The sequence below is a fragment of the Leptothrix cholodnii SP-6 genome (assembly GCF_000019785.1).
GTDB classification, from domain to species: Bacteria; Pseudomonadota; Gammaproteobacteria; order Burkholderiales; family Burkholderiaceae_C; genus Sphaerotilus; species Sphaerotilus cholodnii.
In genome coordinates this window covers 3973045-3988521 of sequence record NC_010524.1, presented here as the reverse complement: position 1 = coordinate 3988521, position 15477 = coordinate 3973045, and the positions used below count along the sequence as shown (strand labels likewise).

Annotated in this window: 17 protein-coding genes; 13 read left to right on the top strand and 4 right to left on the bottom strand. The window is 70.9% G+C overall.

Translation table 11 applies throughout. The features are described 5' to 3' along the window. The first annotated feature begins 20 nt into the window (after window positions 1-20). The 3 genes from paaE (at window position 21) to LCHO_RS17760 (ending at window position 4255) form a co-directional block, all read left to right on the top strand. Window positions 21-1109 (top strand): 1,2-phenylacetyl-CoA epoxidase subunit PaaE, encoded by a 1089-nt coding sequence (paaE, locus tag LCHO_RS17770; RefSeq protein ID WP_012348570.1) that lies wholly within the window; start codon window positions 21-23, stop codon window positions 1107-1109. A 31-nt stretch (window positions 1110-1140) separates the two neighbouring features. Beyond that, a complete protein-coding gene (gene paaZ / locus LCHO_RS17765; protein WP_012348569.1) occupies window positions 1141-3189 on the top strand; it encodes a phenylacetic acid degradation bifunctional protein PaaZ in 2049 nt (682 codons plus the stop codon). 70 nt (window positions 3190-3259) lie between these two features. After that, window positions 3260-4255, top strand: a complete 996-nt coding sequence (locus LCHO_RS17760) for a hypothetical protein (protein ID WP_012348568.1) — start codon at window positions 3260-3262, stop codon at window positions 4253-4255. A 43-nt stretch (window positions 4256-4298) separates the two neighbouring features. On the opposite strand, the gene LCHO_RS17755 is transcribed toward LCHO_RS17760, so the two are convergent. Next, the gene (locus tag LCHO_RS17755; RefSeq protein ID WP_223210567.1) at window positions 4299-4754 is read right to left on the bottom strand and encodes an HU family DNA-binding protein; all 456 of its coding nucleotides are present in this window, start codon (window positions 4752-4754) and stop codon (window positions 4299-4301) included. A 251-nt stretch (window positions 4755-5005) separates the two neighbouring features. Between LCHO_RS17755 and LCHO_RS17750 the strand changes: the two genes are divergently transcribed. From LCHO_RS17750 to LCHO_RS17710, 9 genes are all read left to right on the top strand, one after another. Further along, on the top strand, window positions 5006-5683 hold the full coding sequence (locus LCHO_RS17750; protein WP_012348566.1) for an outer membrane lipoprotein: 678 nt from the start codon (window positions 5006-5008) through the stop codon (window positions 5681-5683). 182 nt (window positions 5684-5865) lie between these two features. Further along, window positions 5866-6279: a Fur family transcriptional regulator gene (locus LCHO_RS17745; RefSeq protein ID WP_012348565.1), complete on the top strand. Its 414-nt coding sequence runs from the start codon at window positions 5866-5868 to the stop codon at window positions 6277-6279. Window positions 6280-6367: 88 nt separating this feature from the next. Further along, a complete protein-coding gene (gene aztA, locus LCHO_RS17740; RefSeq protein WP_012348563.1) occupies window positions 6368-7102 on the top strand; it encodes a zinc ABC transporter ATP-binding protein AztA in 735 nt (244 codons plus the stop codon). Between the two features lie 46 nt (window positions 7103-7148). Next, window positions 7149-8036 carry a metal ABC transporter permease gene (locus LCHO_RS17735; protein WP_012348562.1) on the top strand — a complete coding sequence of 296 codons (888 nt, stop codon included), beginning with the start codon at window positions 7149-7151 and terminating at the stop codon, window positions 8034-8036. Then, window positions 8036-8959, top strand: coding sequence for a metal ABC transporter solute-binding protein, Zn/Mn family (locus LCHO_RS17730; RefSeq protein ID WP_012348561.1), 924 nt, complete (start codon window positions 8036-8038; stop codon window positions 8957-8959). The genes LCHO_RS17735 and LCHO_RS17730 overlap by 1 nt, the downstream gene beginning before the upstream one ends. A 77-nt stretch (window positions 8960-9036) precedes the next feature. Next, the gene (locus LCHO_RS17725; protein WP_012348560.1) at window positions 9037-9603 is read left to right on the top strand and encodes a ZrgA family zinc uptake protein; all 567 of its coding nucleotides are present in this window, start codon (window positions 9037-9039) and stop codon (window positions 9601-9603) included. Further along, window positions 9591-10322 (top strand): ABC transporter ATP-binding protein, encoded by a 732-nt coding sequence (locus LCHO_RS17720; protein ID WP_012348559.1) that lies wholly within the window; start codon window positions 9591-9593, stop codon window positions 10320-10322. The genes LCHO_RS17725 and LCHO_RS17720 overlap by 13 nt, the downstream gene beginning before the upstream one ends. After that, window positions 10319-11596, top strand: coding sequence for an ABC transporter permease (locus tag LCHO_RS17715; protein ID WP_012348558.1), 1278 nt, complete (start codon window positions 10319-10321; stop codon window positions 11594-11596). The genes LCHO_RS17720 and LCHO_RS17715 overlap by 4 nt, the downstream gene beginning before the upstream one ends. Before the next feature lie 35 nt (window positions 11597-11631). Continuing rightward, a complete protein-coding gene (locus LCHO_RS17710) occupies window positions 11632-12204 on the top strand; it encodes a DUF3299 domain-containing protein (RefSeq protein WP_012348557.1) in 573 nt (190 codons plus the stop codon). 21 nt (window positions 12205-12225) lie between these two features. On the opposite strand, the gene LCHO_RS17705 is transcribed toward LCHO_RS17710, so the two are convergent. Genes LCHO_RS17705 through LCHO_RS17695 form a run of 3 tightly spaced genes read right to left on the bottom strand, consistent with a single transcriptional unit; the run spans window position 12226 to window position 14521 of the window. After that, window positions 12226-12708 (bottom strand): LEA/WHy family protein, encoded by a 483-nt coding sequence (locus LCHO_RS17705; protein WP_012348556.1) that lies wholly within the window; start codon window positions 12706-12708, stop codon window positions 12226-12228. A gap of 47 nt (window positions 12709-12755) precedes the next feature. After that, on the bottom strand, window positions 12756-13148 hold the full coding sequence (locus LCHO_RS17700; protein WP_043704458.1) for a SirB2 family protein: 393 nt from the start codon (window positions 13146-13148) through the stop codon (window positions 12756-12758). Between the two features lie 47 nt (window positions 13149-13195). Then, window positions 13196-14521, bottom strand: coding sequence for a sigma-54 interaction domain-containing protein (locus LCHO_RS17695; protein WP_012348554.1), 1326 nt, complete (start codon window positions 14519-14521; stop codon window positions 13196-13198). A 269-nt stretch (window positions 14522-14790) separates the two neighbouring features. Here LCHO_RS17695 and petA point away from each other — a divergent pair, with 269 nt between their 5' ends. Further along, window positions 14791-15402: a ubiquinol-cytochrome c reductase iron-sulfur subunit gene (gene petA, locus LCHO_RS17690; RefSeq protein WP_012348553.1), complete on the top strand. Its 612-nt coding sequence runs from the start codon at window positions 14791-14793 to the stop codon at window positions 15400-15402. The last annotated feature ends 75 nt before the right edge of the window (window positions 15403-15477 follow it).

The following is a 15477-nucleotide window of genomic DNA, read 5'->3' as shown; positions in this document are numbered from 1 at the left end:
CCGTCGGTCGAGGGGCTGTCATGACATCGGTTCTCTTTCATTCATTGCGCGTGCGCGCGATCGAGCCCGATACCGCCGAAGCGGTGATCGTCACCTTCGAGGTACCGCCCGAACTGCGCGAGACCTTCGGCTTCACGCAGGGCCAGTACCTGACGCTGCGCCACCACGTCGATGGCCAGGACCTGCGGCGCTCGTATTCGATCTGCGCCGGTGTCGACGACGGCGAGCTGCGCGTGGGCGTGCGCAAGGTCAAGGGCGGTGTGTTCTCGAACTGGATCAACGCCGAGTTGAAGGTCGGCGACCGCCTGCAGGTGATGGCGCCGCAGGGCCGTTTCTTCGTACCGATCGAGCCTGCAGCGCGGCGCCATCACCTCGGCATTGCCGGCGGCAGTGGCATCACGCCGATCCTGTCGATCATGAAGACGGTGCTGGCGCGCGAGCCGGCCAGCCGCTTCACGCTGATCTACGGCAACCGCTCGCTGCAGTCGACGATGTTCAAGGAGGAGATCGAGGACCTCAAGAACCGCTACCTGACGCGGCTCGTCCTGCACCACGTCTTTTCGGATGAACACACCGATTCGCCGATCAACGAAGGCCTGATGAACCGCGACAAGATCGGCGAGTTCCTGCGCGTGCTGGTGCCGGCGGCGCAGATCGACCACGCCTACGTCTGCGGTCCGTTCCAGATGAACGACGAGGCCGAGGCCGCGATGCTGGCGGCGGGCGTGCCCGAAGAGCGCATCCACATCGAACGTTTCGGCGTGGCGCAGCCGGCCGGTGCGCCAGTCGGCGCGGTGGTGCACGAGGCGCAGCCGGGCGACGCCGAGCAGGCGCGTGTCACCATCATCCGCGACGGCCTCAGCCGCGAGATCGTGTTCCGCCGCGAGCAGCCGAGCATCCTCGATTGCGCCAGCGCCGCGGGGCTGGAGATGCCGTTCTCGTGCACCTCGGGTGTCTGCGGCACCTGTCGCGCCAAGCTGCTCGAAGGCCAGGTGCGCATGGAGCGCAACTTCGCGCTCGACAAGGCCGAGGTGGCCGCCGGCTACGTGCTGTGCTGCCAGGCGCACCCGCTGACCGAGCGCGTGGTGCTGAGCTTTGACGCTCGCTGAACGCACGCTGATACCCACCGAGACTGAACCCATGCATCCTTCCGTTTTGCAGAGCCACATCGGTGGCCGCTGGATCGGCACGCAAGCCGCACAGACGCTGCGCAGCGCGATCAACGGCCAGCCCGTGGCCGCCACCCACGCCGACGCGATCGACTTCGGCGAGGCCGTGGCCTACGCGCGCCGCACCGGCTTGCCCGGCCTGCTGGCGCTGGATTTCCAGCAGCGCGCGCAACGCCTGAAGGCGCTGGCCAAGTACCTCAACGAACACAAGGAGCAGCTGTACGCAGTCTCGGCCCACACCGGCGCGACGCGCACCGACAGCTGGATCGACATCGAGGGCGGCACCGGCACGCTGTTCGCCTACGCCAGTGCCGGCAGCAACGAGCTGCCCAGCGGCAACCTGCTGCACGAAGGCCCGGTGCTGAACCTGAGCAAGAAGGGCGGCTTCGCGGCCACGCACATCCTGGTGCCACGCGGCGGCCTGGCGGTGCACATCAATGCGTTCAACTTTCCGATCTGGGGCCTGCTGGAGAAGTTCGCGCCGAGCTTCCTGGCCGGCATGCCGTGCATCGGCAAACCGGCGACGGCCACGAGTTATCTGACCGAAGCGCTGGTGCGCCTGATCGACGCCAGCGGCCTGCTGCCCGCGGGCGCCTTGCAGCTGGTGATCGGCGGCACGGGCGATCTGCTGGATCGGCTCGACGGCAGCGATGTCGTCACCTTCACCGGCTCGGCCGACACCGCCGCCAAGCTGCGTGTGCACCCGAACATCGTGCGCCACTCGATCCCGTTCAACGCCGAGGCCGACTCGCTCAACTGCGCGATCCTGGCGCCCGATGTGTCGCCCGACGACGAGGAGTTCGAGCTCTTCGTCAAGGAGGTGGCGCGCGAGATGACCGTCAAGGCCGGCCAGAAATGCACCGCGATCCGCCGCGCCATCGTGCCGCGCCAGCATCTCGATGCGGTGGCCGAGAAGCTGCGTGCGCGGCTGGCGAAGACGACGGTGGGTGATCCGTCGCTCGAAGGCGTGCGCATGGGGCCGCTGGCCTCGCACGCGCAGCAGGCCGACGTGGCCGAGCGGGTCGCGCTGCTGCTGCAGGGCTGCGAACAGGTCTACGGCGCGAAAGATGGCGCCGCGCCGCAAGGCACGGGCGTGGCCGAGGGTGCGTTCTTCTCGCCCACGCTGCTGCTCAGCCGCCAGCCGCTGCAGCACGACGCGGTGCACGACGTCGAAGCGTTCGGGCCGGTCAGCACGCTGATGGCGTACGACGGCATCGACGAAGCGCTGGCGCTCGCCGCCCGTGGCCGCGGCAGCCTGGTCGGCACGCTGGTGACGAAAAGCCCGGCCATTGCCGCGCGCGTGATCCCGGTCGCCGCCGCATTGCACGGCCGCCTGCTGGTGCTCGACCGCGAAGCTGCCGTCGAATCGACCGGCCACGGCTCACCGCTGCCGATGCTCAAGCACGGCGGCCCGGGCCGAGCCGGTGGCGGCGAAGAACTCGGCGGCATGCGCGCCGTCAAGCACTACCTGCAGCGCACCGCCGTGCAGGGCTCGCCGACGATGCTCGCCGCCATCACCGGCGAACATGTGCGCGGCGCCCAGGTGATCGAGACCGAGGTTCATCCGTTCCGCCGTCACTTCGAGGAGCTGCAGATCGGCGAGAGCCTGCTGACGCACCGCCGCACCGTCACCGAGGCCGACCTCGTCAACTTCGGCGGCATCTCGGGCGACTACTTCTACATGCACTTCGACGCCATCGCGGCCAAGGACACGCAGTTCGGCCAGCGCATCGCGCACGGCTACTTCGTGCTGTCGGCCGCGGCGGGGCTGTTCGTCAGCCCGGCCCCCGGCCCCGTGCTGGCCAACTACGGCCTCGACGCGCTGCGCTTCGTCAAGCCGGTGGCGATCGGCGACACCATCCAGGCGCGGCTCACTGCCAAGCGCAAGATCGACCGCAACCGCGTCGATGCCAAGGGTGTGGGGCAGGGCGTGGTGGCGTGGGACGTCGAGGTCACCAACCAGCTCGGCGAACTGGTGGCGAGCTACGACATCCTGACGCTGGTGGCCAAGCGCGGCTGAAGCGCGGCAGGCTTCCGCAATCCTCCGCCGGCCCGCAGAATCGCGGCGTGATCGACGGGTGGAGGACCCCATGCAAATGATCGACGTCGCCATCTCGCTGGCGCTGGTCTACATGATGATGGCCGGGCTGGTGAGCGGCCTGCAGGAGATGCTGGCGTCGGCGCTGCAGTGGCGCGGCCTCTACCTCAAGCGCGGCATCGAGAGCATCCTGCAGGGCGCCGCCGCGGGCTCGGCGCAGGGCCCCGGCCTGGCCGACGTGATCTACGAACATCCGTCGATCAAGGCGCTCAGCGACACCCGCCGCAAGCGCCTGCCGGCCTACATCGCCGCCTCGACGTTTGCGGTGGCGCTGGCCGACGAGCTGGTGCGCATCACCGACACGAAGCAGAAGCTGTTCAGGGGCTTGCCGGATGCGATCGAGCGTCTGCCCGAGTCGGCCCTCAAGCGCCAGCTCGGCGTGCTGGTCGATCGGGCCGAAGGTAGCCCGCAGGCGCTGCAGGCGGCCATCGAGGCGCATTTCAACGAGGTCATGGACCGCGTCTCGGGCTGGTACAAGCGGCGCGCGCAGCTGGCCGGTTTTGCGCTGGCGCTGCTGGTGTCGATGCTGATGAACGTCGATTCGATCGCGATCGCCGGCTACCTGAAACGCAATCCGGCCGAGTCGCAACGCATCGTCGAGCAATGGGCGATCCCGGCTCTGGCGCAGGGGACGCCGGCGGCTGCCGGTGCGGGGGTGGGCGCTGCGGCGGCATCGGGTGTGGATGCGGCCGTGGTGGCCGAGCAGATCCGCGCGGTCGTCAAGGCGCGCAACGAGGTGCGCGAACTGCAGCTGCCGATGGGCTGGAACTGGCAGGTCGACGATCAGGCCCGCACCACCGCGATCGACTTCACCGGCTTCCACTGGACCACGCCGATCGGCTGGGTCATCACCGCGCTGGCGGCCTTGCTGGGCGCGCCGTTCTGGTTCGACCTGATCTCGCGGCTGCTGCCCTTGCGCGGTTCGGGCAAGCCGCCTGCCGTGGTGCAGCCGGCGGTGCAATCAGGTTCAGGTTCGGCGCCGGTCTGAGCTCGCGTGGGCCCCGGCACTGGCCGAGGCCCACGCAGCCGCTTCAGCCGCCGGTCTTGCCCGACTTGCGTGCGGCCGGCTTGGCGGCGGTCTTGGCGGCCTTCTTGGCTGCGACCTTGACCGGTGCGGCGCCTGCGGCCTTGGCGGCCTTGCGAGCGGCAGCCTTCGGGTCGACGGCGGCCTTGAAGGCGGTGCCGGGCGTGAACTTGGGCAGCTTCACGGCGGCGATCTTGATCTTGTCGCCGGTGCCGGGGTTGACGCCGTTGCGCGCTGCGCGGGCGTGCTGCTTGAACGAGCCGAAGCCCGGCAGGGTGACGGCGCCGCCCTTCTTGACGGTGGCCACGACGGTGTCGAGCACGGTCGCCAGGATGCGGGCGGCTTCGGCTTTGGACAGGGTGTGCTGCTTGGCCAGGACTTCGATCAGTTCGGCTTTGTTCATGTGTTTTCCTCGAATGGAGCGTGGGTTCCGCGTGTCGCGGGAGGGCGGATTGTGGCGCAGACGCGCTGTTCGGCCCTGCGCCTGATCAGCCTTGTGCGGCACGGGTGGCGGCCATCGGGTCGTGGACGGGCCGATCGCCGCAAGGTCTTCGGCGTGGCACGGCGGCGCCGGGGGGTGTGCGGTGCGTGTCCTGTTGTCAGGGTGTGGCGCCGTGGTTGACCGCTCGTTACCAATGTTCCCGGCACGTCACGGCTGAGCCGCGCTTGTGCGGTGCAATCCCTGCTGACACCGATCTGATCCAGGAGTACCCCATGTCCCGCACCGTTTCCCCCGTCGTCGTCGAGCCGCGCACCCATTCCGGTGGCGCCATGACGATGACCCCGCATGCGGCCGCGCCGATGCCGGCCGCCGCCGGGCGTCTGCCCGTGGGCTGGATCGCCGCCGGCGTGCTGGCGCTCGGTGCCGTGGCCGCCGGCGCCTATTACGCCGGCCGTGGTGCCGAGCGCGCGCCCGACGAGCCGGTGCCGGCCGCCGCGCAGATGAACGCGCAGCAGGACAACGCCCAGGCCGACGCGCCGAAGAAGGCGCCGGCCAAGCCCACCTCGTCGGCCCGATCAAATGCCACCGGCAACCCATCCGCCGATGCCGCACCGGCGGTGGCCTGCCCGATGTGCGGCGTGGTCGAGTCGGTCACCGCCGTGCAGCGCAAGGGTGAAGGCACCGGTGTCGGCGCCGTGGCCGGTACGGTGGTGGGCGGCGCGCTGGGCAACCAGGTCGGCGGCGGCAACGGCCGCACCGCGATGACCGTGCTCGGCGCCATCGGCGGCGCGGTGGCCGGCAACGAGGTCGAGAAGCAGGTCCGCGCCGTCACGGTCTACCGCGTCAAGGTGCGCACCGATGGCGGCGAGGTGCGCACCATCGAGCAGAGCAGCTCGCCGGCGGTCGGCCAGCGTGTCAAGGTCGACGGCAACCGCCTGCAGATGCTCTGACCCGCGGCGCCGCTCGGCGCCGTTCTGCCATCCGGGCGTGGCCTTCGTGTGTGTCGTCTTATTGATATTCACGTATCATTTGACGCATGAAGGCCGCAGCGTCCGCGCATTCCCACTCTCACGTCCACACCCATTCGCATGCCCATGCGGAAGGTGAATGCGCGGCGCCGTGCAGCGGCTTCGTGTCGCCGGCCACCGGCCCGGCCTTGCGCAGCACGCGCCAGCGCGAGGCTGTGCGCGTCAGCCTCGAAGCCGCCGGCCGCCCGATGGCGCCGCAGGAGTTGCTGGCCGCCGCGCAGTCGCGTGTGCCGGGGCTGGGCATCGCCACCGTCTACCGCCACCTGAAATCGCTGCAGGCCGATGCGCTGGTGCGCGCGGTCGAGCTGCCCGGCCAGGCGGCGCGCTACGAGCTGGTGCGGCATGCGCATCAGCACCATTTCCATTGCGAGGTCTGCGACCGCGTCTTTCCGGTGCTGGCCTGCCCGGGCTCGATGGAGCGCCTCGCGCCGGCCGGTTTCACGGTCGAGCGCCACGACATCACCTTGCACGGCCGCTGTGCCGATTGCGTCCAGGCTGGCGCCAAGGTGTCGGCATGATGGCCTGGAGCGTGACGGCCCGGCTCGCGGCGGCGGTGTTGCTGATCGGCGCGCTGTGGCTGTGCGTGATGTGGGCGGGGGCGCCGGCATGACGACGCAGCCCTGCGCGCTGAGCGTGCGTGACCTGACGCTGGCGCACCGCGGTCGCACCGCGCTGATCGGCCTGAACGGGCGTTTCGAGCCCGGTGTCGCCACCGCCGTCATCGGCCCGAACGGCGCCGGCAAGAGCAGCCTGCTGGCCGCGCTGGCCGGCCAGTTGCGGCCGACCGCCGGCCAGATCGAGCGCGACCCGCGCAGCCGCATCGCCTATCTGCCGCAGCAGACCGCGTTCGACCGCAGCTTTCCGGTCTCGGTGCACGATCTGGTGGCGATGGGCCTGTGGCCGCGGCTGGGCGCGTGGCGCCGCATCGACGCCTCGCACCGCGCGCTGATCGACGCCGCGCTGGCGCAGGTCGGCCTGGCCGATGCGGCCCGGCGGCCGGTCGCCGAGCTGTCGGCCGGGCAGTGGCAGCGTGCCCTGTTCGCGCGCCTGCTGCTGCAGGACGCCGACGTGATCCTGCTCGACGAGCCCTTCAACGCCGTCGACGAGCAGACCACCACCGACCTGCTGGCGCTGCTGGCGCAGTGGGTGGCGCAGGGCCGCACCGTCATCGCGGTGCTGCACGACCTGGCGCAGGTGCGCCGCCATTTCGACCAGACCCTGATCCTGTCGGGCCAGCGCTGCCGCGCCTGGGGCCCGACCGCCGAGGTGCTCGGCACGGTCGAGCCGTCCGCGGCCGTCGCCTGGCTGAACCCGTCCGCCCCCTGGCTGCAAGCCGCCTGAATCCGTCGCGGCCCGGCCGCGACCCGCACCCGTATCTCGCATACGCATGGACCTCTACAGCCTGCTCATCCAGCCCTTTGCCGATTTCGGCTTCATGCGCCGCGCCCTGGTCGCCACGCTGGCGCTCGCGCTCGGCGGTGCGCCGCTGGGTTGCCTGCTGGTGCTGCGCCGCATGAGCCTGGTCGGCGAGGCGATGGCGCACGCGCTGCTGCCCGGCGCCGCGGTCGGTTATCTGGTCGCCGGGCTGTCGCTGACCGCGATGGGCATCGGCAGCTTCGTGGCCGCGCTGCTGGTGGCGCTGCTGGCCGGCGCGGTCAGCCGCGCCACCCGCCAGCGCGAGGACGCCAGCTTCACCGCCTTCTACCTGGTGGCGCTGGCGCTGGGCGTGCTGCTGCTGTCGCTGCGCGGCGGCGGTGCCGACCTGCTGCACGTGCTGTTCGGCAGCGTGCTGGCGATCGACGACGCCGCGCTGGCGCTGATCGCCGCGGTCTGCAGCCTGACGCTGCTCGCGCTCGCGCTGGCCTGGCGGCCGCTGGTGATGGACAGCGTCGACGCCGGTTTCCTGCGCAGCGTCAGCGCCGCCGGGCCGTGGGTGCACGGCCTGTTGCTGGTGCTGGTGGTGGCCAATCTGGTCAGCGCCTTCCAGACCCTGGGCACGCTGATGGCGGTCGGCCAGATGATGCTGCCGGCGATCGCCGCGCGCTTCTGGGCCGCCAGCCTGATCGGCATGGTCTGCGTGGCGCTGGCGATCGCGGTGCTGGCCGGCGCGGCCGGGCTGCTGCTGTCCTTCCACGCCGAACTGCCGTCGGGGCCGAGCATCGTGCTGGTCAGCGGCCTCGCGTATCTGCTGTCGGTGCTGCTGGGGCGGGTCGACGGCGTGCTGCCGCACCTGCTGCGGCGCGACCGCCATCCGGCCGCCGTGGAGGGCGCGTGATGAACATCGCTTCGCGTCGCAAGCTCCTGCTGGCGGGACTTGGTTTTGGTGCCGGCCTGACCGCGTTCGGCCCCGCCCGAGCACAGTCCGCCAAGGCGCAGCCGCTGCGCCTGGTCGCCAGTTTCTCGATCCTGGCCGACATCCTGCGGCAGATCGCCCCGGCCGACGCCGAGGTCGGCGCGCTGGTCGGCCCCGAGGGCGACGCCCACGCCTACGCGCCCACGCCCGGTGACGTCAAGCGCCTGGCCGCCGCCGACCTGGTGGCGATCAACGGCCTCGGTTTCGAGGGCTGGATCGAGCGGCTGGTCAAGGCCTCTGGCTACCGCGGCGTGCTGCAGGTGGCCAGCGCCGGGCTGGTGCCGCGCAAGCTCGGCCCCACGCCCGACCCGCACGCCTGGCACGACCCGGCCAGCGTGCGCCTGTACGTGCGCAACCTGAGCACCGCGCTGCAGGCCTTGCGCCCGGCGCAGGCGGCCAGCGTGCGCGAGCGCACCGATGCCTATCTGCAGCAGATCGACCGCTTCGACCACAGCGCCCGCGCGCGCCTGGGTGCGATCCCCGAGAGCGGCCGGCGCGTCATCACCTCGCACGGCGGCTTCGGTTATCTCGGCGGTGCCTACGGACTGGAGTTTTTATCGCCGCTGGGCTGGCGCAACGACCAGGAACCCTCGGCCGCCGCGGTGGCGCGGCTGATCGCGCAGATCCGCAAGCTGCAGGTTCGCGCGGTCTTCATCGACAGCCTGAAGGACAGCCGCCTGATGCAGCAGATCGCGCGCGACAGCGGCGCCGTCGTCGGCGGGCAACTGCACGGCGACGCGCTGACCCGCCCCGGCGGCGAGGCCGACAGCTATCTGCGGCTGATGGAACACAACGTCGCGACGCTGGCGAGTGCGCTCGGCGCCGCGCCGGCCCCGCGCAACTGACGCCCGTCAGGGGCCGTGTATCCGAGCCGTTCCGGGCTGATCCGTTCGATGTCCTCCACCCGTTCAAGCCGCATCCCATGACACACGCATCTGTTTCCCCGCACCGCACCTCGGATCGACTGCGCAACTGCGTGTTGGCCACCGTGCTCGGTCTGGCGGCGTGGCAGGCCCATGCGGCCACTGGCGGCCACCAGCACGGCGCGCTCACGCTCGACATCGCCATCGACGGCCCGACGCTGGCCATCGAGATGGAAGCCCCGCTCGACAGCCTGCTCGGCTTCGAACACGCACCGCGCACCGCCGCGCAGAAGCAGGCCGCGCAGGCGCTGCTGGCGCGTCTGCGCCAGCCCGACGGCCTGTTCGTGCCCGACGCCGCCGCGGCCTGCACGCTCAAGAGCGCCAGCGCCGATTCGGCCGCGCTCGCACCCGATACCAAGGCCGGCGGGCACGCCGACCACGCCGATCTCGACGCCCGCTACGAATGGACCTGCGGCAACGCCGCAGCGCTGCGTTCGGTCGATCTCGGCGGCCTGCTCGACGGCTACCAGCGCATCCAGACCGTCGACGCGCAGATCGCCAGCCCCACCGGCCAGTTCAAGCAGCGCCTGAAGCGGCCGCAGAAGGTGCTGCGATGGGGCAAGTGAACGCCGCGAGCCCGGTGCTCGCGCTGGCGCAAGTGCGCTTTCGCTGGCCCGGTGCGGCGCGAGACGTGATCGACATCGACGAGCTGACCCTGGCCGCCGGCCAGACGCTGTTCCTGCGCGGCCCCAGCGGCTGCGGCAAGAGCACGCTGCTGTCGCTGGCCGCGGGCGTGCAACTCGCCGGCAGCGGCACGGCGAGCCTGCTCGGCCGGAGCTGGTCGGGGCTGTCGGCGTCGGCGCGCGACCGCCAGCGCGCCGCGCACATCGGCTACATCTTCCAGCAGTTCAACCTGCTGCCGTATCTGTCGGTGCTGGACAACGTGCTGCTGCCGTGCCGGCTGTCGGCACCGCGGGCTGCGCGGGCCGGTGCCAACCCGGCGGCGCAGCGCGCGCGAGCTGAGCAGCTGCTCGGCCAGCTCGGCCTCGGCGAGGTCTTCTGGTCGCGCCGCGCGGTGCAGCTGTCGGTCGGCCAGCAGCAGCGCGTGGCGGCGGCGCGGGCGCTGATCGGCGCGCCCGAGCTGGTGATCGCCGACGAGCCGACCTCGGCGCTCGACGAGACGCTGCGCGAGTCCTTCATGGCCGTGCTGCTGCAGGCCTGCGCTGACGCCGGCAGCGCGCTGCTGTTCGTCAGCCATGACACGCGGCTGGCGGCGGCCTTCGACCGCCAGCTCGATCTGCCGTCGATCAACCGCGCCGCGGCTGACAGCGAGGTGGCGGCATGACACGCTTTGTGCCGCTGCTGCAACTGGCCGCCCGCAGCGCCTGGAACCGGCGCTTCGTGCTGTCGCTGGTGGTGGCGTCGATCGCGCTGTCGACGCTGCTGCTGCTGGGCATCGAGCGCATCCGCAACGAGGTGCGCGAGGGTTTTTCGCAGTCGGTCTCGGGCACCGACCTGATCGTCGGCGCGCGCACCGGGCCGGTCCAGCTGCTGCTGTATTCGGTCTTCCGCATCGGCAGCGCCACGAACAACATCCGCTGGCAGAGCGTGCTGGATCTGTCGCAGCACAAGGCGGTGGCGTGGACGGTGCCGATCTCGCTGGGCGACAGCCACCGCGGTTACTCGGTGGTGGCGACCAGCGCCGGCTACTTCGAGCACTTCCACTACGGCGATCGCCAGCCGCTGGTGCTGGCGCAAGGCCGGCCGTTTGCCGATGCGGGCGTGTTCGACGTCGTGCTCGGCGCCGAGGTGGCTCATCGATTGAGCTACCGGCTCGGCGACCGCGTGGTGCTGAGCCACGGCGACGGCGCCATCGCCGCCAACGACCACGCCGACAAGCCGTTCACGGTGGTCGGCATCCTGGCGCGCACCGGCACGCCGGTCGATCGCTCGCTGCACATCGGCCTGGCCGGCATGGAGGCGATGCACCTCGACTGGATCGCCGGCGTGCCGCTGCCCGGCATGGCGGTGTCGGCCGAGCAGGCCGTTCTGCAGGACCTGACGCCGCGCAACGTCACCGCCGTGCTGGTCGGGCTCAAGAGCCGCGCGGCGGTGTTCTCGGTGCAGCGCCGCATCGCCGACTACCGTGACGAGCCGCTGATGGCGGTGCTGCCGGGCGTGGCGCTCGACGAGCTGTGGGAGGTGGTCGGTGCCGGCGAGCGTGGCCTGCTGGCGGTCAGCGTGCTGGTGTCGGTCGTCAGCCTGGCCGGGCTGGTGGCGGTGATCCTGGCCGGGCTGAACGAGCGCCGCCGCGAGCTGGCGATCCTGCGTGCCGTGGGTTGCGGGCCGCGCACGATGCTGGCGCTGCTGGCCATCGAGGGTGCGCTCGTCACGGCGTGCGGCGTGCTGCTCGGGCTGCTGTCTGGCGCGTTGCTGCTGGCCACGCTGGGTGGCTGGTTCCAGGATCGTTTCGGCTTTGCGCTGACGCTCTCGCCGCCCGCCGCCAACGAGTGGCTGCTGATGGCCGCGGTGCTGGCCGGCGGCTGGCTGGCCAGCCTGGTGCCGGGCTGGCGCGCCTATCGGCTGTCGCTGGCCGACGGGCTGTCGCCGCGCGCCTGAGGCGGCGCGGCCGTTCATCAACAAGGAGATCGACGATGAAACTTGCCCTCAAGCTCGGCGCCCTGATGCTGGCCGCCATGGCCGGCGTCGCGGTGTTTGCTCCGGTGCCATCGGCGCAGGCGGCCGATGCCGGCCGTGCCGCGCCGGCCCCCTTCAAGGAGATCCGCTGGGACGAACTGGTGCCCAAGGACTGGGATCCTTACAAGCGTTTCCGCGACAAGAAGCTCGACGGCCTGACCGACAACGACCCGCGCTCGGAGGCGATGCTCAAGGAGATGCGCGAGGTCTGGGACGCCGCGCCCACCAACCCGCTGATGAACGGCGCGCGCGTGCGGCTGGCCGGCTACATCGTGCCGCTCGAAGAGGCCAAGGGCGAGTTGAAGGAGTTCCTGTTGGTGCCGTATTTCGGTGCCTGCATCCACACCCCGCCGCCGCCGGCCAACCAGATCATCCACGTGCTGCCGGCCCAGCCGCTGAAGGGTTTCAAGGGCATGGTGCCGGTGTGGGTCAACGGCACGCTCAAGACGCAGCGCGACGACTCGATGATGGGCGTGAGCGGCTATCACCTCGACGCCGTGAAGGTCGAGCACTACGAGGTGCCCAAGTAGGGCGCCCGGCTGCTGCGGCGTTCACGGCCCGGTCGATGGCGCCGTGGACGGCCGCGCGTCCGGCCACTCGAAATCGCCGCGCGCGGTGAAGCGTTCCGGCGCCGCGCCGCGGCTGGCGAGCAGGCCGCGGGCGACGAAGTCGAGCTTGCTGCGATCGCCGTTGGCCAGCGACAGCGCCTGCCGGACCATCGCGAAACCCGAGGCCGTGACCGGCACCGTCAGCAGCACCTCGCCGAAACGCGGCACGCTGCCGCTGGCGTCGCTGACGCCGCTGGCGAAGGCGAGGCCGCGCACCTCGAGGTCGAGCGCCGCGCCGGTGTAGTCGACCGGGTTGTCGTTCGGGTTCTGCACCCGCAGCTTGACCGCCATGCGCAGCTCCAGCCCCTGGCCGGCCAGCGGCTCGATGCCCGCCAGGCTGATCTTCAGCGGCTCGCGTTCGGCCGTCAGCGTGGCGCAGCCGGCCAGGGCCGAGGCGAGCAGCAGGAACAGGGCACGTCGTTGCATGGTGGGTGTTCGGGTGTGGATCAGGCGGACCAGTTTAGGGTCGTGCCTCAAGCCAGCCGTAACAGAAAGCCCGCCGGCTGCTTGGTGATCGCCACCGAGACGATGAAGCCGAAGGTCACCAGTGCTCCCAGCCACGCCGCCCAGCGCAGCCGCAGGTCGCGTCCGGGCTTGAGCGCGATCATGCCGAGCCCGATGTAGACCAGCAGGCCGACGATCTTGCTCATCAGCCACGGCGTGTGCCAGGGCACCAGTCCGGCCAGCCAGGCCAGCGTGATGGCCGAGGCCAGCAGCACGCTGTCGATCAGGTGCGGCAACGTCTTGGCGGCGCGGCCGCGCACCCAGGCCTGGCCGTTCAGGCTGGCCCAGCCGCGCAACACGAAACCGCCGATCGACAGCACGACGGCGCTCTGGTGGATCAGTTTGAGGGTGAGGTAGTCCATGGGCGCCATGATCACCGCAACGCCGGGTGATCGCCACGGGCGCGTGCTCACTCGCGCGGCGCCAGGGCCCGCAGCTTGCGGTACAGCGAGCGCTCGCTGATGCCGAGCTGGCGCGCCAGTTCGGCGCGGCTGCCGTGGTGGGCGTCGAGTCGGGCCTGCAGTTGCGCGCTCGCCATCTCACGCAACGAGGGGCCGGCCTCTGGCGGGGCCGCTGCACGCACCGGCACCCTCGGTGCGACGGGCCCGTCGGCCGCGAGCGCCTGCTCGATCTGCAGGTCGTCGATCAGCGTGCCGTCGGTGAACAGGGCGGCGCGTTCGAGCACGTTGCGCAGCTCGCGCACATTGCCGGGAAAGGGCTGCGTGCCCAGCCGGGCCAGTGCCTGGCGCGACAGGCCGAGGCGCCGCTGCGGGGCCACCCGCGCCAGCAGCCCGACGGCCAGCAGCGCGATGTCGCCGGCCCGCTCGCGCAAGGCCGGCAGCCGGATCGGAAACGTGCTGAGCCGGTGATACAGGTCTTCGCGAAAGCGCCCGTCCGCCACCATCGCCTTGAGGTCGCGATGGGTGGCCGCCACCACGCGCAGATCGGTGCGGCGCAGCTCCGTGCTGCCGACCCGGCGATAGGTGCCGCTTTCGAGCAGCCGCAGCAGCTTGACCTGCATCGCCAGCGCGATGTCGCCCACCTCGTCGAGGAACAGCGTGCCGCCGCTGGCGGCCTCTGCCAAGCCAGGCCGGGCCGCATGGGCGCCGGTGTAGGCACCGCGTTCGTGGCCGAACAGCTCGCTCTCGAACAGCGACTCCGGCAGGCTGGCGCAGTCCACCACCACCAGCGGGTGCGCGGCGCGTGCGCTGGCCTCGTGCACGGCGTGGGCGATCAGTTCCTTGCCGGTGCCCGATTCACCCAGCAGCAGCACGCTGGCGTTCGACGGCCCGACACGCGCCACCTGTTCGAGCAGGCGTGCAAACGCCGGCGAGCGGCCGATCAGGCCTGCGGCGGCAGGCTCGCCCTGGGCCACGCGCAGCGGCGCCATCTTTTCGATGAAACAGGTCTGCTCGCCGCTGGCATCGCGCAAGGGCACGAGTTCGATGTCGACGTAGGCCTCGCCCTGTGCGGTGTGGTGCAGGTGCAGCACGCGCTCGCGCTGTCCCGACTCGCGGGCGCGCACCAGCGGGCAGGTCTCGCCGGCCTGATCGCAGGGCACGCGGAAACGGTGCGAAACCTCGTGGCAGGTGCGCCCCAGCACCGAGGCGTCGGGGCTGAACTGGCGCCGGTAGGCCGCGTTGGCCGCCAGGATGCGGTACTGCCGGTCGAACAGGATGTGAGGCTCGGGCAGGCCTTCGAGGTAGGACACCAGTTCGGGCAGGGCGCTCGTCATGACGGTCGGGCTCGGCAAGGGGTGGCGGATCAATATCAGTCTACGCTGATAAAGAGACGCCTGTGCCATTCATGGCAGTCGACTGCCATCCATGTCAGTCATGACGTCGCGCGACACTGTCAGTGTCATCCGCGACCAGCGCCAAGTCCTTGTCGCAGCACATGTTTTCCGGCACGCCGAACTGGCATGGCTCTTGATACGTGTTGGGGTATGGCGCGCGATCCATCCCGACACGCGTGCCCCCCTGTTCAACGGCAAGGAACCGACCCATGGATCACACCCTCCCGAACCCCGCCTGCACCGTGTCGGCCGGTGATCCCGATCGGCGCCGCTGGCTGATCGCCTGCGGCGCGGCCGGCGGCGTGGCGGCTGCGGCCACGGCGATTCCCCTGGTCTCGAGCTTCGCGCCCAGCGAGCGTGCCAAGGCGGCCGGCGGATCGGTCGAGGTCGACATCGGTGCGATCCCGCCCGGCGCCAGCCAGACGGTGGAGTGGCGCGGCAAGCCGGTGTGGGTGGTGCGCCGCACGCCCGCGATGCTGGCGGCGCTGCAGGGCCACGAGGCCGAACTGGTCGATCCGCAATCGGCGCGCCAGCAGCAGCCGGCCTACGCCGCCAACCCGGCGCGGGCGATCCACCCGGAGGTGTTCGTGGCCATCGGCATCTGCACCCACCTGGGCTGCTCGCCGACCGAAGTGCCTCAAGGCACTGCCAACCCGAGCCTGCCGGCCGACTGGCCGGGCGGCTTCTTCTGCCCTTGCCATGGCTCCACCTTCGACGGCGCCGGGCGTGTCTACAAGAACAAGCCCGCGCCCACCAACCTCGAGATCCCGCCGCACTTCTACGCCAGCGCCACGCGGCTCGTGATCGGCGAAGAGGCCTGAAGTCGCGCCTTCGCGCGCACGGGAAAACGACGAGATTCTCTATATTTGCAATCACTTATATTAAGCTGGAGACCT

Excerpts from the sequence above, each read along its gene's own strand:
- paaE (WP_012348570.1), top strand. The coding sequence starts at position 21 with ATGACATCGGTTCTCTTTCATTCATTGCGCGTGCGCGCGATCGAGCCC.
- paaZ (WP_012348569.1), top strand. The coding sequence starts at position 1,141 with ATGCATCCTTCCGTTTTGCAGAGCCACATCGGTGGCCGCTGGATCGGC.
- LCHO_RS17760 (WP_012348568.1), top strand. The coding sequence starts at position 3,260 with ATGCAAATGATCGACGTCGCCATCTCGCTGGCGCTGGTCTACATGATG.
- LCHO_RS17750 (WP_012348566.1), top strand. The coding sequence starts at position 5,006 with ATGTCCCGCACCGTTTCCCCCGTCGTCGTCGAGCCGCGCACCCATTCC.
- aztA (WP_012348563.1), top strand. The coding sequence starts at position 6,368 with ATGACGACGCAGCCCTGCGCGCTGAGCGTGCGTGACCTGACGCTGGCG.
- LCHO_RS17735 (WP_012348562.1), top strand. The coding sequence starts at position 7,149 with ATGGACCTCTACAGCCTGCTCATCCAGCCCTTTGCCGATTTCGGCTTC.
- LCHO_RS17730 (WP_012348561.1), top strand. The coding sequence starts at position 8,036 with ATGAACATCGCTTCGCGTCGCAAGCTCCTGCTGGCGGGACTTGGTTTT.
- LCHO_RS17725 (WP_012348560.1), top strand. The coding sequence starts at position 9,037 with ATGACACACGCATCTGTTTCCCCGCACCGCACCTCGGATCGACTGCGC.
- LCHO_RS17720 (WP_012348559.1), top strand. The coding sequence starts at position 9,591 with ATGGGGCAAGTGAACGCCGCGAGCCCGGTGCTCGCGCTGGCGCAAGTG.
- LCHO_RS17715 (WP_012348558.1), top strand. The coding sequence starts at position 10,319 with ATGACACGCTTTGTGCCGCTGCTGCAACTGGCCGCCCGCAGCGCCTGG.
- LCHO_RS17710 (WP_012348557.1), top strand. The coding sequence starts at position 11,632 with ATGAAACTTGCCCTCAAGCTCGGCGCCCTGATGCTGGCCGCCATGGCC.
- LCHO_RS17705 (WP_012348556.1), bottom strand. The coding sequence starts at position 12,708 with ATGCAACGACGTGCCCTGTTCCTGCTGCTCGCCTCGGCCCTGGCCGGC.
- LCHO_RS17700 (WP_043704458.1), bottom strand. The coding sequence starts at position 13,148 with ATGGACTACCTCACCCTCAAACTGATCCACCAGAGCGCCGTCGTGCTG.
- LCHO_RS17695 (WP_012348554.1), bottom strand. The coding sequence starts at position 14,521 with ATGACGAGCGCCCTGCCCGAACTGGTGTCCTACCTCGAAGGCCTGCCC.
- petA (WP_012348553.1), top strand. The coding sequence starts at position 14,791 with ATGGATCACACCCTCCCGAACCCCGCCTGCACCGTGTCGGCCGGTGAT.